Below are 22,866 nucleotides of genomic sequence, written 5' to 3' on the forward strand. Positions count from 1 at the left end.
ACGCGAAGTCCCCCCGCAACGATCCAACAAGCGGTCCTAGAAAAGCGCCTCGATTCGCCGGGCCTCGGTCTCCAGCCCATAGGGCGCATTCAGCACCACCATGCCCGAGCCGACCATGCCATGGCCGGGCCGCGCCGGCGGGAAGCGCACCTGCGAGACCAGCGCCTCGGGATGGTTGCGGCGCAGCGCCTCGACCATGGGCGCATGGCGGCCGTCTGCCAGGATCGGATACCACAGCGCGATCACGCCGACGTTCCACTTGCGCGCCAGCTTGGCGACATGGCGCGGGATGGCGTCGTAATCGGCCTTGACCTCATAGCTGGGGTCGATCAGCAGCAATCCGCGCCGCGGCGTGGGCGGGCAGATCGCCTGCGCCATCTGGAACCCGTCCTGCCGGTGCAGATGCGCAAAGCCTGCGACCTCGGCCAGCGCCTGGTGCTCGGCCGGGTGCAGCTCGGCCAGATGCGCCACGTCGCCAGGGCGCAGGAAATGCCGCGCGATCAGCGGCGAGCCGGGATAGGCGGTCGCGCCATGACGGGCGCGCACCGCCTCCAGCGCAAGGCGCAGCGGGTGATCCGTGGGCAGCCAGTTTTCGGAAAGCGCGCGGGTGATGCCGGCGGCCGCCTCGCCGGTCTTTTCCGCCTCGGGCGCCGACAGGTCGTAGAGGCCGCGCCCGGCATGGGTTTCCAGGTAGCTCAGCGGCTTCGGCTTGGCGGTCAGATAGGCCAGCACCCAAGCCAGCAGCGCGTGCTTGTGCAGGTCGGCCAGGTTCCCGGCGTGATAGGCGTGCTGATAGGACAACATGTCCCGCGATTAACCCGATGGCCCGGAAATGAAAAGCGGCGGCGCCCAGGGAGGAGGAGGGGGCACCGCCGCGCAACGCTGGCCCAGGGAGGAGGAGGGGCCGCGTATGGGGTGCGGCAATGGCAGGGAGGAGGAGGCCATTACCGCTAGCTGACAGTCCCAGGGAGGAGGAGAGGACCGTCGCATTCCGTTCCGCCTTGCGGCGGTGTTTTGGCGGCGCCCTCCAGGGAGGAGGAGGGGAGGGCGCCGCGCAGAACGGGAAGCCCAGGGAGGAGGAGGGGCTTCGCCGTGTCGGTTTGGCGGCGCCTCCGGGAGGAGGAAAGAGGCTGCCGCCGGACCGCGAGACCCAGGGAGGAGGAGGGGTCTCGCCGTATGGGGTGGCGGCATCCCCAGGGAGGAGGAGGGGGAGCCGCCGGAACCGTGAAGCCCAGGGAGGAGGAGGGGCTTCACCGTATCTGAGCGGCGGCATCCTCAGGGAGGAGGAGGGAGGATGCCGCCTGAACCCGGACCCAAGGGAGGAGGAGTGGGTCGGGTGTTCTATTCGTTTACTTCGTGCCCCAGGCGGCTTCGTAAGCCACGCTGCGGATGTTGCCGCGGTTCAGGCCCAGGTCGGCCAGTTCGCGGTTGGACAGGTCGCCCAGTTCGCGCAGGGTCTGGCGATAGACCGCCCGGCGGGCCATATGGTCACGGACATTGGCCACGAATTTCGCGATCGCGCCGTTGCCGGCGATGTCGTTGCGGTGCATACCGCCATGGATCAGATCGAGAACAGCCATTTCATTCACTCTTTCGTCTTGCGGATGGCGCGGTCGGTTTTCCCTGTCGCGCTGTTGAGACGAACATGGTCCCTTTTCTGCATCTGCACAATGGCCGCGGGCGAGATGCTGCTATGCAGAATCTACATGGCTGTTTCTGGGACACTGTTACAAAGCGTTAATAATCCGTGAATTTTTCAGCCTTTTTACAAGCTGGATCAAGTTTCCCTAGCAGATCGGTCGTATTTTACGCGGGGTCACAGGGGGTTAGCGGTATCAGCCCGCAAGCCCGGCTTGCCCATCCCCGCGCGAATTGCGATGCTGCGGGCGCTTTGATGCGGGGGTAGCCATGACCATCTCACGGGAACGTGTGCTTCAGGAACTTGCCCAGATCGCGGTTCCGGGGGGCGGCAACCTGGTTTCGGCCGATCTGGTGCGCGCGCTCAACGTCGAATCGGGCGCGGTGCGATTCGTCATCGAGGCGGCCGATGCGGCCTCTGCCCGCGCGCTGGCCCCGGTCGAGGCCGAGGCGCAGCGCCGGCTGTCCGCCCTGCCGGGGGTGGAGAAGGTGCAGATCGTCACCACCGCCCCGACCGCGCCGCGCGGCGGTGCCCCGCAGGTCGCGGCCCGTTCGGGCGGCGAGGCGCCGCCCAGCCTGAAGATCGGCCGCCACCCCACGCCCCAGGCCGGCCCCGCGCCGGTCAGCGGCGTGGCGCGGATCCTGGCCATCGGCTCGGGCAAGGGCGGGGTCGGGAAATCGACGCTGACCTCGAACCTGGCGGTGGCGCTGGCGCGCAAGGGGCGGCGGGTCGGCTTGCTGGACGCCGACATATACGGTCCCTCGCAGCCGCGCATGCTGGGCCTGACCGGGCAGCGCCCCACCAGCGACGGCCAGATGATCGAGCCGCTGCACGCCCATGGCGTCACCGTCATGTCGCTGGGCCTGATGATGAAGGAAGGCGAGGCGGTGGTCTGGCGCGGCCCGATGCTGATGGGCGCGCTGCAGCAGATGCTGAACCAGGTGAAATGGGGCGAGCTGGACGTGCTGCTGGTCGACCTGCCGCCCGGCACGGGCGACGTGCAGCTGTCGCTGTGCCAGAAGGCGCAGGTCAGCGGGGCGATCATCGTCTCGACCCCGCAGGACGTGGCGCTGATCGACGCCCGCCGCGCCATCGACATGTTCGACAAGCTCAAGACCCCGGTGCTGGGGCTGGTCGAGAACATGTCCACCTATATCTGCCCCAATTGCGGCCACGAGGCGCATCTGTTCGGCCATGGCGGCGTCGCCGCCGAGGCCGCGGCGCTGGACCTGCCCTTCCTGGGCGAGATCCCGTTGAACCTGGACCTGCGGCTTGCGGGCGATGCCGGCACGCCGATCGCGGCCGGCGACGGGCCGGTGGCGCAATCCTTCGTCCGGCTGGCCGAGCGGCTGATCGCCGGCGGCATGGCCTGACCTGGCCTTTCGCACCCGGCCGGGAAAACACGGGAAACGGGTCCGGGAAATCATGGGAACGGCCCCTGGATTCCGAATCACCGCGGCGTGATTGCCCGTGAAGGCCGGTCGAATCGGCAAGCTTTCCCCTTTTTCGACGGAAGAATCGCCCCTCCACCCGGTCGCGTGGGACGATTCTGGGAAATGGTGGGATTTATTTGCCACATCGGCGCTCCATACTACATCTAGTGGCTGTTCTATCCCTGCATCCGATACCTTCCCCTGTGATCGCGCCGGTGTGAATTTGTTCGCGCCGCGTTCGCCGGCAATAGCCCGCCTGCGCCCAGGTTCCGACCAAACAAATCCATTGCGTCCCATGAATTCCCATGGCATCCCTTGGCTCACGGAACGGGCTCGAGGGGCGCCAAGACCCCAAAAGGCGACAAGCAGCTTTCATACAGGCAACCCGTTTCCGAATGACCTCTGCGGCGCGCGAGCAGCACCTCCCCCAGGTGGCGCGAAACGCAGGGCGCGATCCCCGAAACTACGGGGCCCAGAGATGGGAACGAGGGCGGCGGATCGGGCAGTGGCAGCAGCCCGGTCCGCCTTTCCTTTTCGGGCAAACCGGAAAGGTCGGGACAGTGAAAGGAGGGCGCGCCGTTGGCACGCCGTTTCAGAGGGTCGGAAGAGGTCAAGGTGGACGCGAAGGGTCGCGTTTCCATCCCGGCCAAGTTCCGCCGGGTCTTTGAAGCCTCCGATCCCGACTGGCAGGCCGGCAAGCGCGCACAGCTGGTCATCGTCTACGGCACCCGCGACTGGAACTGGCTGCAGCTTTTCACCATCGAGGCGATGGAAGAGATCGAGGACGGCATCGCCCGCATGCCGCGCGGCTCGGCCGCCCGCAACCTTCTGGAAAACATCTACCAGGGTCACGCCGACGAGGCCGAGATCGACGGCGACGGCCGCCTGGTCCTGCCGCAGAAGCTGCGCGAGAAGATCGGCCTGACAGACAGCGCCTTCTTCATCTCGGCCGGCGACAGCCTGAAGGTCTGGACCCCCGATGCCTATGCCGAGGAAGAGCGCGCGCTGGAAGCCCGCGTGCCGGAACTTGAGCCGGGCGCCGATCCGCTGTCGCTGCTGGCCCCCGCCGCGGCGAAGGACGAGGGCTAGGGCATGGCCGAGGCTCCGCATATCCCCGTCCTGCTTGGCCCGCTGTTGCGGGCCGTTCAGCCTGTGACGGGCACCTGGGTCGACGGCACCTTCGGCGCCGGCGGCTATGCCCGCGGCCTGCTGGAGCAGGGCGCCGACCGAGTGATCGGCATCGACCGCGACCCGGCGGTCTTTCGCATGGCCGAGGCCTGGGCGGGCGAATATGGCGACCGGCTGCGGCTGGTCCAGGGCACGTTCTCGGACCTCGACAGGCTGGCCGGTGGGCCGGTCGACGGCGTGGTGCTGGACCTTGGCGTCAGCTCGATGCAGCTTGACCAGCCCGAGCGCGGCTTTTCCTTTTTGCGCGACGGACCCTTGGACATGCGCATGGGCGGCGAGGGGCCGACGGCGGCCGACCTGCTGAACAGCGCCCCCGAATCGGTCATCGCCGACGTGCTCTATCTCTACGGCGAGGAGCGCGCCTCGCGCCGCATCGCCAAGGCCATCGTCGCCGCCCGGCCGCTGAGCCGCACCGGCCAGCTTTCGGACATCGTCGCCGGCTGCCTGCCGCGCGCGAAGCCGGGGCAGAGCCATCCCTCGACCCGCGCCTTCCAGGCGATCCGCATCTGGGTGAACGACGAATTCGGCCAGCTGGTCGCCGGGCTTGCGGCGGCCGAACGGGCGCTGCGGCCGGGCGGCAAGCTGGCCGTGGTCAGCTTCCATTCGCTCGAGGACCGGATCGTCAAGCGGTTCATGCAGGCGCGCTCGAACAGCGCCGGCGGCGGCAGCCGCTATGCGCCCGAGGCCGCGCGCGAGGAGCCGGCCTTCACGCTGCCCTTCCGCCGCGCCATCGGCGCGGACGAGGCCGAGCTGGCGGCGAATCCGCGCGCCCGCTCGGCGTTGTTGCGGGTCGGCATCCGCACCGCGGCGCCGGCCGGCCGGGTCGATCCGGCGGGGCTGGGCCTGCCGCTGCTGTCGGAAAGGGGGGCGTGATGCGTTCGGTGCTTTACCTTCTGACCGCGCTTTCGGTGATGGGGCTGGCCTTCTGGGCCTATCGCGAGAATTACCGCACCCAGGCCGCCATCAGCGAGATGAGCGACATCCAGCGCCAGATCGGCCGCCTGCGCGAGGATCTGGGCGTGCTGCGCGCCGAATGGGCCTATCTGAACCGCCCCGAGCGCCTGCGCCAGCTGGTCGATCTGAATTTCGAGCGGCTGAAGCTGGTGCCCTTCGGTTCCGACCAGTTCGTGGACGTGGGGCAGGTGGCCTTCCCGGCGCCCCGGTCGCCCGAGCCCGCCCCCGGTTCCGCTGCCGATGCCGATCTGCCGGTCGAACGTCCCGCCGGCTTCCCGCCCCGCAGACCACAGGAGAGCACGCCATGATCCGCACCCCGCTGCGCCCGCTGGCCCGCATCCTTCGCGCCCGCGAAACAGGCGAGAACCCCGATGCCATCGAGGCCGAGAACCGCGCCCAAAGGCATGCCGCGATCCAGGAAAGGGCGCGCGGCAGCGCCCGGACCCGGCTGTTCTTCATGTCCTGCGCCTTTGCGCTGGCCTTTGGCACCGTGGGCGCCAAGATGGGCGTGCTGGCCGCCAGCCAGCCCAGCGAGCCGCGGGTGCAGACCACCGGCGCGCAGATCATCTCGCAGCGCGCCGACATCACCGACCGGCAGGGGCGGGTGCTGGCCACCAACCTGCTGACCCATTCGCTTTACGCCCATCCCCAGCAGATGGTCGAGCCCGAGCGCGCGGCGCGCGAACTGGTTCGCATCTTCCCCGACCTGGAGATCGAACGGCTGCAAAAGGACTTTACCGGCAAGCGCACCTTCGTCTGGATCAAGAAGAAGATCAGCCCCGAACAGATGCAGGCCGTGCATGACATCGGCGAGCCGGGGCTGCTGTTCGGCCCGCGCGAGATGCGGCTTTACCCGAACGGCCATATCGCCGCGCATATCCTGGGCGGCGCCACCTTCGGCAAGGAAGACGTGGCCAGCGCCGAGGTCGTCGGCGTCGCCGGCGTCGAAAAGGCCTTCGACCATTGGCTGCGCGATCCGGCCAATGACGGCGCGCCGCTGGCGCTTTCGCTGGACCTGACCGTCCAGGCCGCCATGGAGGAGGTGCTGGGCAACGGCATGAAGGTCATGAACGCCAAGGGCGCCACCGGCATCCTGATGGAGGTCAAGACCGGCGAGATCCTGGCCATGGCCAGCCTGCCCGATTTCGACCCCAACGACCGGCCGCGACCGCTGCTCAAGGGCGATCCCTCGGACAGCCCGCTGTTCAACCGCGCGGTGCAGGGGCAGTATGAATTGGGCTCGACCTTCAAGATCTTCCCGGTGGCGCAGGCCATCGACCTCAAGCTGGTCAGCCCGGCCACGATGATCAACGCCAAGGCGCCGATGAAGATCGGCAAATACCTGATCAACGAGTTCCGGGGCCACAATTACGGCACGCTTTCGGTGACGGACATCATCGTGAAGTCGTCGAACGTCGGCACCGTCCGGGTGGCCCAGCTGCTGGGCGCCGAGCGGCAGAGGGATTTCCTGCAGAAGCTGGGCTTCTTCGAGCCGACGCCGATCGAGATGAGCGAGGCGCCGACCGGCAAGCCGCTGGTGCCCAAGCGCTGGCCCGCCGTGACCTCGGCCACCGTGGCCTTCGGGCACGGGCTGGCGGCCAGCCCGCTGCATCTGGCCGCGGCCTATGCGACGGTCGCGAACGGCGGCAAGCGGGTGATGCCGACGCTGATCCACGACCGCCGCCCGCGCGGCGGCGAGCAGGTGCTGTCGCCCGAGGCCGCGCAGATCGCCGTGCAGATGCTGCGCCAGGTGGTGGTCCGCGGCAGCGGCCGCAGCGCCAATGTCGAGGGCTACGAGGTCGCGGGCAAGACCGGCACCGCCGACAAGCCGCGCCCGACGGGGGGCTATTACGGCAACAAGGTGGTCTCGACCTTCGCCTCGGTATTCCCGGCCAGCGATCCGCAATATGTGCTGGTGCTGTCGCTGGACGAGCCCTCGACCATCGGCCCCGGCGGCGAAAGCCGCACCGCGGGCGCGACCTCGGCGCCGGTGGCGGCCGAGGTGATCCGCCGCGTCGCACCGCTCTTGGGCCTGCGCCCGGCCACCGAATCGCAATTGCCGATGGTTGAACGGCCTTTGCCCGATGGGCTAAAGCTCGTCTCGAACTGATGAGCGGAGGCTTCGTGACCGAGCGGGCGATGCGGCTGTCCCTTCTGGGGCTGAGGGGGGACAAGGGGCGCGACCCCGAGATAACGGGCCTTGCCATGGATTCGCGGCAGGTCAGGCCCGGCCATCTGTTCGCGGCGCTGCCGGGTTCGGCCGCGCATGGGGGCGAGTTCATCCAATATGCGCTGCGCCAGGGCGCGGCCGCGATCCTGACCGACCGCAAGGGCGCCGAGATCGCCGCCGAGGTGCTGGCCGGCGCCGATGCCACGCTGGTGGTGGCCGAGGATCCCCGCGCCGCGCTGGCGGGCGCGAGCGCCCTGTGGTTCGCCGCCCAGCCCGAGACGATGGTCGCCGTCACCGGCACCTCGGGCAAGACCTCGGTCGCCAGCTTCACCCGGCAGATCTGGCAGGCGTTGGGCCACAAGGCGATCAGCCTGGGCACCATGGGCGTGCAGGGCGACTACCAGGCCAAGCTGGCCCATACCACGCCCGAGCCGATCACCCTGCACCGGGTGCTGGCCGAGGCGGCGGCTGCGGGCGTCACCCATGCGGCGATGGAGGCCAGCTCGCACGGGCTCGACCAGCGCCGGCTGGACGGGGTGCGGCTGAAGGCCGGCGCCTTCACCAATTTCAGCCAGGACCACCTGGATTATCACAAGAACTTCGACGAATATTTCGCCGCCAAGGCGCTGCTTTTCGATCATCTGCTGGACGAGGGCGCCGGGGCGGTCGTCAATATCGACGACCCGCGCGGCCGGCAGATGGCGGGGATCGCGCGCGAACGCGGCCTCGATCTGACGACCATCGGCAAGGACGCGGCGGCCGACCTGCGCATCCTGGGCCAGCGCTATGACGCGACCGGGCAGGACTTGCGCTTCAGCCTGCATGGCCAGGCGCATCTGGTGCGGCTGGCGCTGATCGGCGGCTTCCAGGCGGAAAACGTGCTGGCCGCCGCCGGCCTCGCCATTGCCGCCGGCGACGAGGCGCCCCGCGTGATCGAGACCCTGCCGGGGCTGACCACCGTGCGCGGCCGCATGGAACTGGCGGCGATGCGGGAAAACGGTGCGGCGGTCTTCGTCGATTACAGCCACAAGCCGGGCGCGCTGGCCTCGGCCCTGCAAAGCCTGCGCCCGCATGTCATGGGCCGCATCGTCGTGGTCTTTGGCGCCGGCGGCGACCGCGACCGGCTCAAGCGCCCGCTGATGGGCGAGGCGGCGCGGCAATTCGCCGACCTGGTCTATGTCACCGACGACAACCCGCGCAGCGAAGACCCGGCCGCGATCCGCGCCGAGGTGCTGGCCGGCGCCGGCCCCGAGGCCATCGAGGTCGGCGACCGCGCCGAGGCGATCCTGCGCGCCGTCGATGCCTTGCAGCCGGGCGACGCGCTGCTGATCGCCGGCAAGGGCCACGAGACCGGCCAGATCATCGGCAACGACGTTTACCCCTTCGACGATGCCGAGCAGGCCTCGGTGGCTGTCGCGGCGCTGGATGGCAAGATATGACGCTGTGGACCTCGCAGGATGCCGCCGCCGCGACCGGCGGCCGCGCCACCCGTGACTTTGCCGTCGGCGGCGTCTCCATCGACACCCGCACCATCCGGCCGGGCGACCTGTTCGTTGCCCTGCAGGCCGCCCGCGACGGCCACGACTTCGTCGCCCAGGCCCTGGAAAAGGGCGCCGGCGCCGCGCTGGTCAGCCGCATCCCCGAGGGCGTGGCCCCGGATGCGCCGCTGCTGGTCGTCCCCGACGTCCTGCCGGCGCTGGAGGCGCTTGGCCGCGCCGGCCGCGCCCGGATGGGCGGCAAGGTCATCGCCATCACCGGCTCGGTCGGCAAGACCTCGACCAAGGAGATGGCGCGCATCGCGCTTGCCGGGCAGGGCAGCATCCACGCGGCCGAGGCCAGCTACAACAACCATTGGGGCGTGCCGCTGACGCTGGCGCGCATGCCCCAGGACACCGATTTCGCCATCATCGAGATCGGCATGAACCATCCCGGCGAGATCGAGCCGCTGGCCCGCCTCGCCCGCCCGCATGTGGCCATGATCACCACCGTCGCCGCCGCCCACCTGGAGGCTTTCGGCGCCATCGAGGGCATCGCCCGCGAAAAGGGCGCGATCTTTCGCGGTCTCATGCAGCCCGGCACCGCCATCCTGCCCGAGGATCTGCCGGTCACGCAATTGCTGCGCGACTGCGCCGACGAGGCCGGCGCCATCGTCATCGGCTTCGGCCAGCAGGGCATGGCCCGGCCGCTGAAGGCGGAGACGGTGGACGGCACGACCCAGGTCCGCGCCCGCGTGCTGGGCGATGTGGTGGATTTCACCCTGGCGACTCCGGGCACGCATTTCGTCATGAACGCGGTCGGCGTGCTGGCGGCGCTGTCGGCCGCGGGGGCCGACGTGGCCCAGGCGGCGGCGCGCCTTTCCGACTGGCGCCCGCCGCTGGGCCGCGGCGCGGTCGAGGATCTGGGCGGCATCCGGCTGATCGACGATGCCTATAACTCCAACCCCACCTCGCTTTCGGCCGGGCTTGCGACGCTGGCGCGGCTGACCGGCGGGCGCCGGGTGGCGATCCTGGGCGACATGCTGGAACTCGGCCCGGACGAGATCGCGCTCCATGCCGGCATGGCCGCCGATCCCGCGATGCCGGCCGTCGACCTGGTCCATACCGCCGGCCCGCGCATGCGCGCCCTGCACGAGGCGCTGCCCCAGGCCCGCCGCGGGCGCCATGCCGAGACCGCCGCAGAACTGGCCGAGAGCGTGGCCGAACTGGTCGCGCCCGGCGATATCGTGCTCGTGAAGGGTTCGAAGTCCTCCAGGGTCTCGACGGTGGTTGACGCGCTGCGGCGGACGCGCCAAAGCACGCCCCCTGGCGAAAGGACAGCGTAATGCTCTATTGGCTCACGAACCTCTCCGACGGCGGGGATTTCTTCAACCTTTTCCGATATATCACCTTCCGGGCCGGGGGCGCCTTCTTCACCGCGCTGCTCTTCGGCTTCTTCTTTGGCCGGCCGCTGATCGACCTGCTGCGCCGCAAGCAGAAAAAGGGCCAGCCGATCCGCGACGACGGGCCGCAGAACCATTTCTCCAAGGCCGGCACCCCGACCATGGGCGGGCTGCTGATCCTCGCCGCGCTCAGCATCGGCACGCTGCTCTGGGCGCGGCTCGACAACGGCTATGTCTGGATCGTGCTTTTGGTCACGCTGGGTTTCGCCGCCATCGGCTTTGCCGACGACTATGCCAAGGTCACGAAGCAGCATCACGCGGGGCTCTCGGGCAAGGTGCGGCTGCTGATCGGGCTCTGCATCGCCGCCGCCGCCGGCGCCGCGGCCGCCTGGCTGCACCCGGCGGCGCTCAGCGGCGAGCTGGCGCTGCCCTTCTTCAAGGATGCGCTGATCAACCTGGGCCTGCTCTACGTGCCCTTCGCCGTGCTGGTGATCCTGGGCGCGGCCAATGCGGTGAACCTGACCGACGGGCTCGACGGGCTGGCGATCATGCCGGTGATGATCGCGGCCGGCAGCTTCGCGGTGATCGCCTATATGGTCGGCAACGCGAATTTCGCCAATTACCTCGGCGTGCATTTCGTGCCCGGCACCGGGGAGCTTGCGGTCTTCGTCGCGGCGCTGATCGGCGGCGGCCTGGGCTTCCTGTGGTATAACGCGCCCCCCGCCGCCGTCTTCATGGGCGACACCGGCAGCCTCGCGCTCGGCGGTGCCCTGGGCGCCATCGCGGTCGTCACCAAGCACGAGATCGTCCTGGCCATCGTCGGCGGGCTCTTCGTGGTCGAGGCGCTGTCGGTCATCATCCAGGTGCTCTATTTCAAGCGCACCGGCAAGCGGGTGTTCCTGATGGCCCCGATCCACCACCATTTCGAAAAGAAGGGCTGGGGCGAGGCGCAGATCGTGATCCGTTTCTGGATCATCGCGCTGATCCTGGCGCTGATCGGGCTTGCCACCCTGAAGCTGCGCTGACAGGCTTTCTCCGTTTTGCAAATACTCTCGGGGGGTCCGGGGGGCGAAGCGCCCCCGGCCTGCAACAGCGAAGGAAACAGCATGATCCCGGTCCAGGGCGTCCAGAACCAGACCATCGCCGTGCTCGGCCTCGGCCGCTCGGGCCGCGCTACCGCCGCCGCCCTCGCCGCGGGCGGCGCTCGGGTCGTGGTCTGGGACGACGGGCTGGACACCCGCGAACAGGCGGCGGCCGGCGGCATGATCGTCCTCGACCTGACCCGCGACGCCAACTGGGACGGCATCTCGGCGCTGATCACCAGCCCCGGCATCCCGCATCTCTACCCCAGGCCGCACCCGGTCATCGCGAAAGCCTATGAACTCGGCGTGCCGGTCGACAACGACATCGGCCTGTTCTTCCGCAGCTTCGCCACGGCGGAATGGGAACGGTTCGACACCACCCCGCGCGTCATCGCCGTGACTGGCTCGAACGGCAAATCCACCACCACTGCGCTGATCCACCATATCCTGAAGGAAGCCGGCCGCCCGACCCAGATCGGCGGCAATATCGGCACCGGCGTGCTGTCGCTGGAACCCGCCCATGACGGCGAGGTGGTGGTGCTGGAACTCTCCAGCTACCAGACCGACCTGGCCCGCGCCCTGACCCCGGATGTCGCCGTCTTCACCAATCTTTCGCCCGACCATCTCGACCGCCATGGCGGCCTGGGCGGCTATTTCGCCGCCAAGCGCCGGCTTTTCGCCGAGGGCGGGCCGGACCGCGCCGTGATCGGCGTCGACGAGCCCGAGGGCCGCTATCTTGCCGGCCAGCTTGCCATGGCCCCTTCGGACGACCGGGTGATCCGCATCTCCTCGGGGCAGAAGCTCGACCATTTCGGCTGGTCGGTCTTTGCCCGCAAGGGCTTCCTTTCGGAATACCGCAAGGGCCGCCAGGCCGGTTCGATCGACCTGCGCGAGGTCAAGGGGCTGCCAGGCGAGCACAACCACCAGAACGCCTGCGCCGCCTATGCCGCGACCCGCGCCGTCGGCATCGCCCCGCGCGAGATCGAGCGCGCCTTCCACAGCTTCCAGGGCCTGCCGCATCGCAGCCAGACCGTGGCCGAGATCGGCGGCGTGGCCTGGGTCAACGACAGCAAGGCCACCAATGTCGATGCCGCCGCCAAGGCGCTGGCCGCCTTCCCGCGCATCCGCTGGATCGCCGGCGGCATGGGCAAGGACGGCGGCATCGAGGCGCTGGCCCCCTTCCTCGGCAATGTCACCAAGGCCTATCTGATCGGCCATTCCGCGCGCGACTTCGCGCTCCAGATCGGCCAGACCCCGCATGAGATCGCCGAGACCATGGAGCAGGCCGTCGCCCGCGCCGCGGCCGAGGCCCAGCCGGGCGAGACGGTGCTGCTTGCCCCCGCCGCCGCCAGCTTCGACCAATACCCGAATTTCGAAAAGCGCGGCGAGCATTTCACCGCCCTGGTCCAGGCGTTGCGGCGCTGATCTTCTCTGTTGTGCAAATACCCCTGCGACGGCGCCCGCCGGCGCTGTTCCATGGGTATTTAAGCAACGAAGAAGCTGTGAAAATGGCCCCGGCGCGAGCCGGGGCCTGTTGCGGCCGTTCCGCCGGGATCAGAAGGAATAGCCGATCCGCACGCCCGCGGCCCAGGCGTGGTTGCCCGACATGCGCGCCCGCGCCACGTCCGGGGTGCCGGTTTCGGCATAGGCGTCGCCCAGCTTGACATAGCTGATGCCGGTCGTGACCTTGATGTTGTCGCGGGTATAGATCGCGGCCACCGTCACGCCCTTGCGCCCATTGGTCGGCGCCAGGGGAGAGACCAGGTCGTCGCCATCAGGCTCGTACATGAAGGACAGCGAGCCCGACCAGTTCTCGGTGAACTTGCGCCCCACGCCGATGGTGTAGGTCGTGGTGTCCTCCAACTCGACCAAGCCGGCCCCGGTGACGGCGACCAGGCGCTCGGGATTCACAAGGAACTCGGACCAGTTCACCCAGCGGATCGAGCCGAACAGCAGCGTATCGGCGGCGATGCCGGTCTGCCCCTCCAGCGTCCAGGAGCGCGGGGTCTTCACGGTGGTTTGCGATGTGCCGTCAAGCAGGGGCATTGCTGGTGCGGGACCGGGTCCGTCCGGGTCGATGAGCGGACCGGACTCGGTGGTGTCGAAGTCATGCTCGATGGGCGAGTTGTAGGTCAGCGAGACGCGCGCCGCGATCTCGGGGATCTCATAGGCGACCCCCGCGACCCAGCCCACGCCCCAGGAGCTGTCCAGATCGACATTATAGCCGGGCGCGACGCCGAGGGCACCATAGGCCGCCCCGGTCAGCGTGACATTCGCATCGGCGCGCGAGCCGCGCAGTCCGCCGTGGACCGAGAAATTGTTGTCGAACTTGTAGCGCAGCAGGGCGGTGTAGGTGGTCGAGTTGACCTCGACCGAGGTGCCGCCGAAGGCCACCGACTCGCCGACCGCATAGGCGATGTCCGCACCGAAGGGCTGTTCCATGATGAAGACGCCCGACAGGTGGTCGGTGAACTGATGCTTGTAGCTCAGGCCGGCGAAGCCATAGCCCTTGGCCACATCACCGGTTCCCCGACCGCCGAAGACCGCCAGATCCTGTCCCGACACGTCCGGGTTCACCCCGCCGAAGCTCAGTTCCAGGTAATTGCCCTGCTCGAACAGCGGCGCCAGCGATTGCGGCGCGCGCTCGATCCCGCCGGCCAGAACGGGCGCGGCGCTTGCCAGCAGGGCGCCGATGCCGGTGACGATCCTTTTCATGGTTTTCCTCCCTAGCCAGGTTCGTGACGAACCCCTTGGTTCAACCTGCGGCAGCCTGCCCGCTTGCGTCAATCGCCGGCGCCCGGTAACGCGGCGTTCTGACGCATCCGGCCGCTCTGGCGTGGCCTGCCGGCAACGCTATGACATGAAGGATCAAGGGAGGTCCGTCATGCGCTTTGCCCCACCCCGGCTCAACCCGCCCGGCCTCTGGCGCCGGGTTCCGCCCGCGATCTTTCCGCCGCTGCTGGGCGCGCTGGGGCTTGCCCTGGCCTGGCGCGCGGCGACGGCGCGCTTCGGCCTGCCGCCGGGGCTTTCGGGGATGATGGTGGGCATGGTCGTCGCGGCCTGGGCCTTTGCGGTCCTGGCCTATGGCAGCAAGCTGCTTCGCCGCCCCGCCGTGCTGGTCGAGGAATTGCGCGTCCTGCCCGGCCGCGCCGGCATCGCGGCGGCGCTGGTCGGCATCTATGTCGCGGCGCAGCTGCTTGCCCCCTTTGCGCCGGCCCTGGCCCAGGGGGTGCTGGTCGCGGGCATGGCGGCGCATCTGGCCTTCTGGGCGGTGGCGATCCCGGTCATGGCCCGCACACCGGGTCAGGGGCGGGTGACGCCGGTCTGGCAGCTGACCTTCGTCGGGCCCATCGTCGCCGCGCAGGCGGCCGCCGGCTTCGGCTGGACGGCGCTGGCCCAGGCGCTGTGGTGGCCGATGGCGGCCATGGCGGGCTTTGTCTGGGCCGTCAGCCTGTATCAGGCCCTGACCGAGCGGCTGCCGGCGCCCTTGCGCCCGCTGCTGATGATCCACCTGGCCCCCATAGCCATGCTGGGCAATGTCGCCGCCGCGTTTGGCTGGCAGCAGGTGGCGCTGGGGCTGGCCTGGGCCGCGGCCGCGGCGCTGGTCCTGGCCGCCCTGCGCCTGCGCTGGCTGGTCGAGGCGGGGTTCTCGCCGCTTTGGGGCGCCTTCACCTTCCCGCTGGCGGCGACGGCGGGGCTGTGGACTGCGGTCTCGGGCTTTACGCCGGGCTGGGCGCTGCCGGCGCAGATCCTGCTGGTGACGGCAAGCCTGGTGGTGCTGCCGATCCTGTTCCGGGTCTGGCGCGCCTGGGCCAGCGGCGGGCTGGCCATGAAAACCAACGCGGCCATTGCCTGACGGTCTGGACATTCCCGCCGACGCGTGAAATGGGAAACTGCCAAACGAACCCCTGACAAGGATGCTCCCATGCAGATTCGTGAGGCTTTGACCTTCGACGATGTTCTCCTCGTTCCTGCGGCGTCCTCGGTGATGCCCTCGACCGCCGACGTGACGACCTATGTCACCAAGCAGATCCGCATGAACATCCCGCTGCTCTCCAGCGCCATGGATACCGTCACCGAAAGCCGCATGGCCATCGCCATGGCCCAGGCCGGCGGCATCGGCGTGATCCACCGCAACCTGACCGCCGAGCAGCAGGCCGACGAGGTCCGCCGGGTGAAGCGTTTCGAATCGGGCATCGTCTACGACCCGATCACCCTGACCCCCGACCAGACCATCGCCGATGCCAAGGCCCTGCAGGAGCGCTACAACGTCACCGGCTTTCCGGTGGTGGACGCGGCCGGGCGCGTGGTCGGCATCATCACCAACCGCGACATGCGCTTTGCCAACAGCGACGACATGCCGGTGCGGGCGGTGATGACCTCGGGCAACCTCGCCATCCTGCGCGAGCCGGCCGATCGGGCCGAGGCCATCGACCTGATGAAGGCCCGCCGTATCGAGAAGCTGCTGATCACCAATGCCGAAGGCAAGCTGACCGGCCTGCTGACGCTGAAGGATACCGAGAAATCGGTGCTGAACCCCCTGGCCTGCAAGGACGAGCTGGGCCGGCTGCGCGTCGCCGCCGCCTCGACCGTCGGCGACGAGGGCTACGAGCGCAGCCTGGCGCTGGTCGAGGCCGGGGTGGACCTGGTGGTGATCGACACCGCGCATGGCCATTCCGAAGGCGTGGCGCGCGCCGTTTCCCGCATCAAGGCGCATTCGAACGCGGTGCAGGTCATCGCCGGCAACGTGGCCACGGCCGATGCCGCGCGCGCGCTGGTCGATGCCGGGGCGGATGCGATCAAGGTCGGCATCGGGCCGGGCTCGATCTGCACCACGCGCATCGTCGCGGGCGTCGGCGTGCCGCAGCTGACGGCCATCATGGATGCGGCGCGCGGCGCGGGCGAGGTGCCGGTGATCGCGGATGGCGGCATCAAGTTCTCGGGCGATTTCGCCAAGGCCATCGCGGCGGGGGCGTCCTGCGCCATGGTCGGCTCGGCCATCGCCGGCACCGACGAAAGCCCCGGCGAGGTGATCCTGTACCAGGGCCGCAGCTTCAAGTCCTATCGCGGCATGGGCTCGCTGGGCGCCATGGCGCGCGGCTCGGCCGACCGCTATTTCCAGAAGGACGCGGCCAGCGACAAGCTGGTGCCCGAGGGGATCGAGGGGCAGGTGCCCTACAAGGGCTCGGCCGCAGCGGTGATCCACCAGCTGGTCGGCGGCCTGCGCGCCGCCATGGGCTATACCGGCAACGCCACCGTGGCCGAGATGCGCGGCGGCTGCCAGTTCGTGCGCATCACCGGCGCCGGGTTGAAGGAAAGCCACGTCCACGACGTGCAGATCACCCGCGAAAGCCCGAACTATCGGCTGGGCTGATCCGGCCTGCGGCGGGGCCGGCCACGGGCCCCGCTTACCGAATCTTAACCGCCCCGCGCTAGAGACGGCCAGAGAGTCCTTGTCTGTGGCCGTTTCATGTTCCGTCTCGTTGCAATTCTATATGTTCTGGCGCTGGTCCTGGCGCCCATCCGCGCGCTGGCGCTGCCCTCGGCCGATGTGTGCGAATGGGCCGCGCAGCAAGCCGCGGCGGAGAGCGGGGTTCCCGCCGACATCCTGGGCGCGCTGACGCTGACCGAGACCGGGCGCCGCCTGGACGGGCTGGTGCGCCCCTGGGCCTGGAGCGCCAATGCCGAGGGCGAGGGCACCTGGTTCGACGATCCCGCCAGCGCCGTCGCCTTTGCCCAGGATCGTCTGGCGCAGGGGCGCACCAATCTCGACATCGGCTGCTTTCAGCTGAACTATCGCTGGCACGGCGCGCATTTCTCGTCGGTGGCGCAGATGTTCGATCCGCTGGAAAACGCCCGCTATGCCGCCCGCTTCCTGCGCCAGCTGCATGACGAGACGGGCGATTGGCGGCAGGCGGCGGGGGCGTTCCATTCCCGCACCCCGGTCCATGCGCAGCGCTACCTGGCCCGTTTCGACACGCTGCTTCAGATGCTGCGCGAACGGGGATTTTCGGGCATGGCGGATTCGCCCGAGACCTATAACAGCTTCGCCGCGATCGGCACCGCTCGGCGCAGCCGGGTGCGCGAGCGGGTGATGCTGCTTGGCGCGCCCCTTGGCAGCGATGTGACGGGGCGGCCCGGCTCGTTGGCGGTGCTGGCGGCGGGACGTTCGCCCCTGGCGGCGGGGGGTGGGCCGATGATCGCGCTCCGCCTGGCCGGGGCCGATGACGAAGGCGCCTTGCTCTGGCAGCCGGGGGCGGTGGCCCGGCGGGATTGACAAAGCCTCGCCGGCACCTTTTCTGGACCCCATCCGCCACCTGCCGCGCCTGGGACGCTGCCTGACATGACGCCCGCCGCCCGTGCCGCCGCGGCCATCGCCATCCTTGACCGCATCCTTGACGGGCAGGCCGCCGAAGCGGCGCTGATCCGCTGGGCGCGCGCCAGCCGCTTTGCCGGCTCGGGCGACCGCGCCGCGGTGCGGGATCTGGTCTTCGACGCCCTGCGCCGGCTGCGGTCGCGCGCCGTCCTGGGCGGGGCGCTGTCCGGGCGCGGGCTGCTGCTTGGCATGTGCCGCGACGAGGGGCTGGACCCGGACGCGCTTTTCACCGGCGAAGGCCACGGGCCGCCGCTGCTTTCGGATGCCGAGCGGGCGGCGGGGCACGCGCCCACGCCGGACGAGGCGCTGGACCTGCCCGACTGGCTGCTGCCGCTGTGGCGCAAGGCGCTTGGCCCGGATGCCGAGCCCGTGGCGCTGGCCATGCGCGAGCGTGCGCCGGTCTGGCTGCGGGTCAACCTGCGCCGCGCCGATCCCGCCCGCGCCGTCGCCGCGCTGGCCGGGGAGGGCATCGCGGCCGTGCCCCATCCCGACCTGCCGACGGCGCTGCGCATCACCGAGGGCGCCCGGCGCCTGGCCGCCAGCCGCGCCTATCGCGAAGGGCTGGTCGAGTTGCAGGATCTGTCGCCGCAGATGGCCTGCGCGGCCCTGCCGGCGCGGGGCAGCCTGCTGGATTTCTGCGCCGGCGGCGGCGGCAAGGCGCTGGCGCTGGCGGCGCGGGGCGCAAGCCCGATCGTCGCGCATGACACCGACGCGGCGCGCATGGCCGACCTGCCCGCGCGCGCCGAACGGGCGGGGGTGCGCATCCGTCTGGCGGCGCCCGGCCAGGTGGCGGGCCGCTTCGACACGGTCGTCGCGGACGTGCCCTGTTCGGGCAGCGGAACCTGGCGGCGCAGCCCGGATGCCAAATGGCGGCTGACCCGCGACGATCTGGATCGGCTTGCAAGCCGGCAGGCCCTGATCCTGGAGCAGGCGGCGGGCTTCGTCGCCGAAGGCGGGCACCTGGCCTATATGACCTGCTCGGTCCTTGCCGTTGAAAACGACGAGCAGGTGCAGGGTTTCCTGGCGCGCGATCCCCGGTTCGAGCAGATCCTGACGCGGCATTTTTCCCCGCTTTCGGCCTCGGACGGCTTTTATCTGGCGCTGATGCGCCGCCGTTAACCCTCTGTTAACGCGCATGCGCTATGCAGCGGAAAAATGCGGGTTGCGAGGGGCTGGATGAATTCGGAACGGGCGGAATCCCTGCGTGCGGCGCAAATCCTGCTGCCTTTCCTGACGCTGCCTGCGGTGGTCGGGGCGCTTTGGCTGGCCTTGCAGCCCCAGCATGCCGCGGGGGGCGCGACCTTCCTGGCGGTGGGGGCGGCCGTGACCGCCTGGTATCTGCTGGGGGGGGCGCTCTCGGTCCGCCATCTCTGGCGCGGGCTGGCGGTGCGGCGCGACCTGAACCAGGTGCTGCCGGCCGTCCTGGACCATGACCTGCCGGCCTTTGCCGTCGGGCCTGACGGCCTGGTCCTGGCGCAGAACCAGGTGGGGCTGGACAGGATCGGCGACCTGGTCGGCCGGCATGTGCAGGATGCGCTGGGCCGGCGCCATGCCGATCCGAAGACGCTTTGGAGCGACCTTGGCCTTGGGCTGGCGCGCAGTGGCAAGGTGCGCGCCGATCTGGGCGATGCCGGCGAATATCTGGTGACGCGGCGGGCCGGCTCGGCCATCCAGCTGTGGCAGGCGGCCGCGCCCGAGCGCCCGGCACCGCCCCCCGCCCCGCCGCCGCGGGCGGATGGGGACGATTTCGACCTGCTTCCCGTCTCGTTGCTGATCCTCGATCCGGCCGCCAATATCGTTCGCGCCAATGCCGCCGCCTGCGCCTTGCTGGGCGGGCCGGTGCTGGGCCAGAACCTGGCGACGCTGCTGGACGGGCTGGGGCGGGAACTGGCGGGTTGGATCTCGGATGTCAGCGCCGGCCGCACGGTCGGCGGCAGCGAGGTGCTGCATGTCAGGGCCGAGGGCCCGGACCGTTTCGTGCAGCTGTCGCTGACCCGCGGCCGGGACGAACATGTGACCGCCGTGCTTTCCGATGCCAGCGCGCTCAAGACGCTCGAGGCGCAATTCGTGCAAAGCCAGAAGATGCAGGCCATCGGCCAGCTTGCCGGCGGCATTGCCCATGATTTCAACAACCTGTTGACCGCGATCACTGGGCATTGCGACCTGCTGATGCTGCGCCACGACAAGGCCGATCCCGATTATGCCGACCTGGACCAGATCAGCCAGAACGCGAACCGGGCGGCGGCGCTGGTCCGGCAGTTGCTGGCGTTTTCGCGCAAGCAGACGCTCAAGCCGCAGATCATGGACCTGCGCGACACGCTTTCGGAGCTGACGCATCTGCTCAACCGGCTGGTGGGCGAGCGGATCGTGCTGACCTTCGACCATGATCCGGCCCTGCGGATGATCCATGCCGACCGCCGCCAGCTGGAGCAGGTGATCATGAACCTGGTGGTGAATGCCCGCGATGCCATGCCCGAGGGCGGCGACATCGCCATCTGCACCGACAATCTCCGGCTGGAGGCCAGGACCGAATTCGGCCGCGCCACCCTGCCGGCCGGGGACTATGTCCGCGTCCAGGTCTGCGACCAGGGCTGCGGCATCGCCGCCGATGACCTGGCCAAGATCTTCGAGCCCTTCTTCACCACCAAGCGCACCGGCGAGGGGACGGGGCTTGGCTTGTCCACCGCCTATGGCATCGTGAAGCAGACCGGCGGCTATATCTTCTGCGACAGCACGCCGGGCGAGGGCAGCTGCTTTTCCCTGTTCTTCCCGGCCCATGACCGCGGCAACCCCGAAGAGGTGCAGGCCCCGGCCCCCTCCGGGCCGATTCGCGCGCGCCGCGACGTCGAGGCGACGGTCCTGCTGGTCGAGGACGAGGCGCCGGTGCGGGCCTTTGCCAGCCGGGCGCTCAAGTTGCAGGGCTTTGACGTGCTCGAGGCCGCCTGTGCCGAAGATGCCTTGTCGCTGCTGGCCGACCGGCGGCTTGTGGTCGACGTCTTCGTGACCGACGTGGTGATGCCCGGCATGGACGGGCCGGCCTGGGTGCGCACCGCGCTGCGCGACCGGCCCGGCACGAAGGTCATCTTCATGTCGGGCTATGCCGAGGACATCTTTTCCGAGGGACGGCCGCCGGTGCCGGGTGCGGCCTTCCTTGCAAAGCCGTTCTCGCTTTCGGACCTGACCGCGCTGGTGGCGCGACAATTGGAGGGCGGCTAGGTCACCTCGGGTGCGGGGGGATCAAAGCGTATCGTAAAGCGCGAAATCCCGCGCCATGACCTTGCGCAGCAGGGATTCCTGCTGGGCATTCAGGCTGACATCGACCGCCGGAGGCACGTTGACGCGGGGCAGGCTGATCGCGCAATCCAGCCGATCCTCGAGGAAATGGGTGAAGGCCTCCATATCCTCGTAGCGAAAGATGCGATCGATGCGATCCACTTCCGCGGTCAGGAAATCCGCCTGGGCGCCGACGCGGGCGATGTCGGGGCCCGCGGGATCGGCATAGGCCTGCGCGAAATCCGCGAAGTTGAGGCCGATCATGGCATGGTTCGGGTCTTCGCCGTCGTCGCGCAGGCGAAAGCGATACCAGCTGCGCAGCCATCCGATCGGTTCGCGCATCAGGGCGATGGTGGTGAATTTCTCGCCGGTGACGGAATGCAGCCAGGGCTCGATATGGCGGCGATAGGTGCGCAGATCGGCGTGCTTCAGCTCGGCCGGGCGCTGGACGGCGACATTGGCGAGGGGCTCGAGCGCGGTCTCGACCGCGGTGGATCCTGCTTTCGGCGTGGCCAGGAAAACCAGCCGTCTTTCCCAGAATATCAGCATTTCCTGCAAACTTTCAGCCATTGCGGCATGGCGCGGGATAGCCATTCGCCCTGGGAGTGTAAACCGTTTCTTAATCCTTTTGCGGCATCCTGGCCCAGGAAGAAGAGAGATCTTCCGATTCGCGAAGCAGGACTTGCATTTCCGCGCAATGATGCGCAAATAGGAACATCCCGTGAACAAAAGGGCGGGCGGGCGCTGATTGCCCCGGATGGCGGGGTGTGAAATAAGCATGAGGACCGCATGGCAGGGGCAACACTTTTCGACATGAACGACAAGCGATCCGCAGACAAGCAGAAGGCGCTGGACAGCGCGCTGGCCCAGATCGAACGGCAGTTCGGCAAGGGCTCGATCATGAAGCTGGGCGCCGACAACCCGGTGGCCGAGATCGAGGCCACTTCGACCGGTTCGCTGGGGCTCGACATCGCGCTGGGGATCGGCGGCCTGCCCAAGGGCCGGATCATCGAGATCTTCGGGCCGGAAAGCTCGGGCAAGACCACGCTGACGCTGCATGTCGTGGCCGAGGAGCAGAAGAAGGGCGGCGTCTGCGCCTTCGTCGATGCCGAACACGCGCTGGACCCGCAATACGCCAAGAGGCTGGGCGTCAACCTGGACGAGCTGCTGATCAGCCAGCCCGACACGGGCGAGCAGGCGCTGGAGATCGTCGATACGCTGGTGCGCTCGGGCGCGGTCAGCCTGGTCGTGGTCGATTCGGTGGCGGCGCTGACGCCGAAATCCGAGATCGAGGGCGACATGGGCGACATGCAGATGGGCAGCCAGGCCCGGCTGATGAGCCAGGCGATGCGCAAGCTGACCGCCAGCATCGGGCGGTCGAACTGCATGGTGATCTTCATCAACCAGATCCGCATGAAGATCGGGGTGATGTTCGGCAGCCCCGAGACGACCACCGGCGGCAATGCGCTGAAGTTCTATGCCTCGGTGCGCCTGGACATCCGCCGCACGGGCTCGATCAAGGACCGGGACGAGGTGACCGGCAATGCCACCCGGGTCAAGGTGGTGAAGAACAAGGTCGCGCCCCCCTTCCGCGAGGTCGAATTCGACATCATGTATGGCGAGGGCATCTCGAAGGTCGGCGAGTTGATCGACCTGGGCGTCAAGGCCGGCGTGGTCGAGAAATCGGGATCCTGGTATTCCTATGGCGACGAGCGCATCGGCCAGGGTCGTGAAAATGCCAAGCAGTTCCTGCGCGACCATCCCGACATGGCCTATGCGATCGAGGACAAGATCCGCGCCAGCCATGGGCTGGACTTCGGCGTCAAGGATGACGGGGACGAGGTGATGGCCGAAGACTGACCCCCCGATCGGG

General features: G+C 69.0%; 19 protein-coding genes. 15 read left to right on the forward strand and 4 right to left on the reverse strand.

Annotation, left to right across the window (positions count from 1 at the left end):
- Window positions 1–36: 36 nt before the first annotated feature.
- On the reverse strand, window positions 37–804 hold the full coding sequence (gene rlmJ, locus E3U25_RS22535) for a 23S rRNA (adenine(2030)-N(6))-methyltransferase RlmJ (RefSeq protein WP_116223003.1): 768 nt from the start codon (window positions 802–804) through the stop codon (window positions 37–39).
- Window positions 805–1,349: 545 nt separating this feature from the next.
- Window positions 1,350–1,580 carry a DUF1127 domain-containing protein gene (locus E3U25_RS22540; RefSeq protein WP_036750211.1) on the reverse strand — a complete coding sequence of 77 codons (231 nt, stop codon included), beginning with the start codon at window positions 1,578–1,580 and terminating at the stop codon, window positions 1,350–1,352.
- 328 nt (window positions 1,581–1,908) lie between these two features.
- On the opposite strand from E3U25_RS22540, the gene E3U25_RS22545 reads away from it, so the two are divergent.
- The 9 genes from E3U25_RS22545 to murD all read left to right on the forward strand — a co-directional run bounded on the left by E3U25_RS22545 (window position 1,909) and on the right by murD (window position 12,769).
- Window positions 1,909–3,012 carry an Mrp/NBP35 family ATP-binding protein gene (locus E3U25_RS22545; protein WP_116223002.1) on the forward strand — a complete coding sequence of 368 codons (1,104 nt, stop codon included), beginning with the start codon at window positions 1,909–1,911 and terminating at the stop codon, window positions 3,010–3,012.
- 639 nt (window positions 3,013–3,651) lie between these two features.
- On the forward strand, window positions 3,652–4,161 hold the full coding sequence (gene mraZ, locus E3U25_RS22550) for a division/cell wall cluster transcriptional repressor MraZ (protein ID WP_116223001.1): 510 nt from the start codon (window positions 3,652–3,654) through the stop codon (window positions 4,159–4,161).
- A 3-nt stretch (window positions 4,162–4,164) separates the two neighbouring features.
- Window positions 4,165–5,133, forward strand: a complete 969-nt coding sequence (rsmH, locus tag E3U25_RS22555; protein ID WP_114535134.1) for a 16S rRNA (cytosine(1402)-N(4))-methyltransferase RsmH — start codon at window positions 4,165–4,167, stop codon at window positions 5,131–5,133.
- Entirely contained in the window at window positions 5,133–5,522 is a 390-nt protein-coding gene (ftsL, locus tag E3U25_RS22560) for a cell division protein FtsL (RefSeq protein WP_036750200.1), read from the forward strand. Before rsmH ends, ftsL begins: the two co-directional genes overlap by 1 nt.
- Entirely contained in the window at window positions 5,519–7,324 is a 1,806-nt protein-coding gene (locus E3U25_RS22565) for a peptidoglycan D,D-transpeptidase FtsI family protein (protein WP_036750197.1), read from the forward strand. Before ftsL ends, E3U25_RS22565 begins: the two co-directional genes overlap by 4 nt.
- Window positions 7,324–8,823, forward strand: coding sequence for a UDP-N-acetylmuramoyl-L-alanyl-D-glutamate--2,6-diaminopimelate ligase (locus tag E3U25_RS22570; RefSeq protein WP_370362663.1), 1,500 nt, complete (start codon window positions 7,324–7,326; stop codon window positions 8,821–8,823). The genes E3U25_RS22565 and E3U25_RS22570 overlap by 1 nt, the downstream gene beginning before the upstream one ends.
- Window positions 8,820–10,205, forward strand: a complete 1,386-nt coding sequence (locus tag E3U25_RS22575) for a UDP-N-acetylmuramoyl-tripeptide--D-alanyl-D-alanine ligase (protein ID WP_116223000.1) — start codon at window positions 8,820–8,822, stop codon at window positions 10,203–10,205. Before E3U25_RS22570 ends, E3U25_RS22575 begins: the two co-directional genes overlap by 4 nt.
- A complete protein-coding gene (gene mraY / locus E3U25_RS22580; protein WP_036750191.1) occupies window positions 10,205–11,287 on the forward strand; it encodes a phospho-N-acetylmuramoyl-pentapeptide-transferase in 1,083 nt (360 codons plus the stop codon). Before E3U25_RS22575 ends, mraY begins: the two co-directional genes overlap by 1 nt.
- An 81-nt stretch (window positions 11,288–11,368) precedes the next feature.
- Complete coding sequence (murD, locus tag E3U25_RS22585; protein WP_116222999.1) at window positions 11,369–12,769, forward strand: UDP-N-acetylmuramoyl-L-alanine--D-glutamate ligase; 1,401 nt, start codon at window positions 11,369–11,371, stop codon at window positions 12,767–12,769.
- 129 nt (window positions 12,770–12,898) lie between these two features.
- Here the strand turns inward: murD and E3U25_RS22590 are convergent, their stop codons facing one another.
- Window positions 12,899–14,059, reverse strand: a complete 1,161-nt coding sequence (locus E3U25_RS22590; RefSeq protein ID WP_116222998.1) for an OmpP1/FadL family transporter — start codon at window positions 14,057–14,059, stop codon at window positions 12,899–12,901.
- 169 nt (window positions 14,060–14,228) lie between these two features.
- On the opposite strand from E3U25_RS22590, the gene E3U25_RS22595 reads away from it, so the two are divergent.
- The 5 genes from E3U25_RS22595 to E3U25_RS22615 all read left to right on the forward strand — a co-directional run bounded on the left by E3U25_RS22595 (window position 14,229) and on the right by E3U25_RS22615 (window position 20,936).
- On the forward strand, window positions 14,229–15,200 hold the full coding sequence (locus tag E3U25_RS22595) for a TDT family transporter (RefSeq protein WP_166435611.1): 972 nt from the start codon (window positions 14,229–14,231) through the stop codon (window positions 15,198–15,200).
- 69 nt (window positions 15,201–15,269) lie between these two features.
- Entirely contained in the window at window positions 15,270–16,718 is a 1,449-nt protein-coding gene (guaB, locus tag E3U25_RS22600) for an IMP dehydrogenase (protein ID WP_036750180.1), read from the forward strand.
- A gap of 96 nt (window positions 16,719–16,814) precedes the next feature.
- On the forward strand, window positions 16,815–17,621 hold the full coding sequence (locus E3U25_RS22605) for a lysozyme family protein (RefSeq protein WP_116222996.1): 807 nt from the start codon (window positions 16,815–16,817) through the stop codon (window positions 17,619–17,621).
- A 66-nt stretch (window positions 17,622–17,687) separates the two neighbouring features.
- Complete coding sequence (locus tag E3U25_RS22610; RefSeq protein ID WP_116222995.1) at window positions 17,688–18,839, forward strand: RsmB/NOP family class I SAM-dependent RNA methyltransferase; 1,152 nt, start codon at window positions 17,688–17,690, stop codon at window positions 18,837–18,839.
- A 57-nt stretch (window positions 18,840–18,896) separates the two neighbouring features.
- The gene (locus E3U25_RS22615) at window positions 18,897–20,936 is read left to right on the forward strand and encodes a PAS domain-containing hybrid sensor histidine kinase/response regulator (protein ID WP_116222994.1); all 2,040 of its coding nucleotides are present in this window, start codon (window positions 18,897–18,899) and stop codon (window positions 20,934–20,936) included.
- 21 nt (window positions 20,937–20,957) lie between these two features.
- Here E3U25_RS22615 and E3U25_RS22620 read toward each other — a convergent pair whose 3' ends face one another.
- Window positions 20,958–21,542 (reverse strand): hypothetical protein, encoded by a 585-nt coding sequence (locus tag E3U25_RS22620; RefSeq protein WP_116222993.1) that lies wholly within the window; start codon window positions 21,540–21,542, stop codon window positions 20,958–20,960.
- A gap of 240 nt (window positions 21,543–21,782) precedes the next feature.
- Between E3U25_RS22620 and recA the strand changes: the two genes are divergently transcribed.
- Window positions 21,783–22,853 carry a recombinase RecA gene (gene recA / locus E3U25_RS22625; RefSeq protein WP_036750166.1) on the forward strand — a complete coding sequence of 357 codons (1,071 nt, stop codon included), beginning with the start codon at window positions 21,783–21,785 and terminating at the stop codon, window positions 22,851–22,853.
- The last annotated feature ends 13 nt before the right edge of the window (window positions 22,854–22,866 follow it).

The organism is Paracoccus versutus, assembly GCF_029909795.1.
Taxonomy (GTDB): Bacteria; Pseudomonadota; Alphaproteobacteria; order Rhodobacterales; family Rhodobacteraceae; genus Paracoccus; species Paracoccus versutus.

Excerpts from the sequence above, each read along its gene's own strand:
- E3U25_RS22590 (WP_116222998.1), bottom strand. The coding sequence starts at position 14,059 with ATGAAAAGGATCGTCACCGGCATCGGCGCCCTGCTGGCAAGCGCCGCG.
- E3U25_RS22610 (WP_116222995.1), top strand. The coding sequence starts at position 17,688 with ATGACGCCCGCCGCCCGTGCCGCCGCGGCCATCGCCATCCTTGACCGC.
- E3U25_RS22595 (WP_166435611.1), top strand. The coding sequence starts at position 14,229 with ATGCGCTTTGCCCCACCCCGGCTCAACCCGCCCGGCCTCTGGCGCCGG.
- E3U25_RS22545 (WP_116223002.1), top strand. The coding sequence starts at position 1,909 with ATGACCATCTCACGGGAACGTGTGCTTCAGGAACTTGCCCAGATCGCG.
- ftsL (WP_036750200.1), top strand. The coding sequence starts at position 5,133 with ATGCGTTCGGTGCTTTACCTTCTGACCGCGCTTTCGGTGATGGGGCTG.
- rsmH (WP_114535134.1), top strand. The coding sequence starts at position 4,165 with ATGGCCGAGGCTCCGCATATCCCCGTCCTGCTTGGCCCGCTGTTGCGG.
- E3U25_RS22575 (WP_116223000.1), top strand. The coding sequence starts at position 8,820 with ATGACGCTGTGGACCTCGCAGGATGCCGCCGCCGCGACCGGCGGCCGC.
- E3U25_RS22620 (WP_116222993.1), bottom strand. The coding sequence starts at position 21,542 with ATGCTGATATTCTGGGAAAGACGGCTGGTTTTCCTGGCCACGCCGAAA.
- recA (WP_036750166.1), top strand. The coding sequence starts at position 21,783 with ATGGCAGGGGCAACACTTTTCGACATGAACGACAAGCGATCCGCAGAC.
- murD (WP_116222999.1), top strand. The coding sequence starts at position 11,369 with ATGATCCCGGTCCAGGGCGTCCAGAACCAGACCATCGCCGTGCTCGGC.
- E3U25_RS22540 (WP_036750211.1), bottom strand. The coding sequence starts at position 1,580 with ATGGCTGTTCTCGATCTGATCCATGGCGGTATGCACCGCAACGACATC.
- E3U25_RS22565 (WP_036750197.1), top strand. The coding sequence starts at position 5,519 with ATGATCCGCACCCCGCTGCGCCCGCTGGCCCGCATCCTTCGCGCCCGC.
- E3U25_RS22570 (WP_370362663.1), top strand. The coding sequence starts at position 7,324 with ATGAGCGGAGGCTTCGTGACCGAGCGGGCGATGCGGCTGTCCCTTCTG.
- mraY (WP_036750191.1), top strand. The coding sequence starts at position 10,205 with ATGCTCTATTGGCTCACGAACCTCTCCGACGGCGGGGATTTCTTCAAC.
- guaB (WP_036750180.1), top strand. The coding sequence starts at position 15,270 with ATGCAGATTCGTGAGGCTTTGACCTTCGACGATGTTCTCCTCGTTCCT.
- rlmJ (WP_116223003.1), bottom strand. The coding sequence starts at position 804 with ATGTTGTCCTATCAGCACGCCTATCACGCCGGGAACCTGGCCGACCTG.
- E3U25_RS22615 (WP_116222994.1), top strand. The coding sequence starts at position 18,897 with ATGAATTCGGAACGGGCGGAATCCCTGCGTGCGGCGCAAATCCTGCTG.
- E3U25_RS22605 (WP_116222996.1), top strand. The coding sequence starts at position 16,815 with ATGTTCCGTCTCGTTGCAATTCTATATGTTCTGGCGCTGGTCCTGGCG.